At 43.2% G+C, this 533-nt stretch carries 1 protein-coding gene; it reads left to right on the forward strand.

The window, feature by feature from the left end; all coding sequences use genetic code 11:
• Window positions 1-512 (forward strand): paraquat-inducible protein A (locus B4K20_RS03690; protein ID WP_289281930.1); only part of this gene is annotated, 512 nt, incomplete at its 5' end.
• Window positions 513-533 lie beyond the last annotated feature (21 nt).

The following is a 533-nucleotide window of genomic DNA, read 5'->3' on the forward strand; positions in this document are numbered from 1 at the left end:
CAAAGCCAGATACATTTCTAAAAAAGACCGTGCCCAAGAATAAATCCACTTATTTTCTACGCGGCTTATTGTTAATCAGCAGCGTGTTATTGATTGCCGGACTTTTCATGCCGATGTTGACCATCACGCAATTTCTGGTCATTCGTGATGATTTCTCTGTTATTTCCGGTATTACAGAACTGTGGAAAGCAGAAAAATACGTGTTATTTTTTGTTATCGGTTGTTTCAGTATCCTCATGCCTTTCGCTAAGTTAGCCTTACTGTTCCGTTTGTTATTCGCTGATAACCACCCTACGCCACTCAAGATGACCTTGTTGAATCTTATGCATGATTATGGCCGCTGGGCAATGCTTGATGTCATGGTAGTGGCGATGTTGATCGTCACTGTCAAACTTGGTGCCATCGCCAGTATTCAGATTCATCCGGGCTTATATGTGTTTGGTGCTGCAGTGTTACTGATTATGCTCATTACACAGCTCACTGTCAGCACCTTGCGAACTCAGACGAGTTAACCTGTATTCCGCATACCGGCA

The organism is Methylophaga sp. UBA5088 (assembly GCF_002414625.1).
In the GTDB taxonomy this organism is placed as follows: Bacteria; Pseudomonadota; Gammaproteobacteria; order Nitrosococcales; family Methylophagaceae; genus Methylophaga; species Methylophaga marina.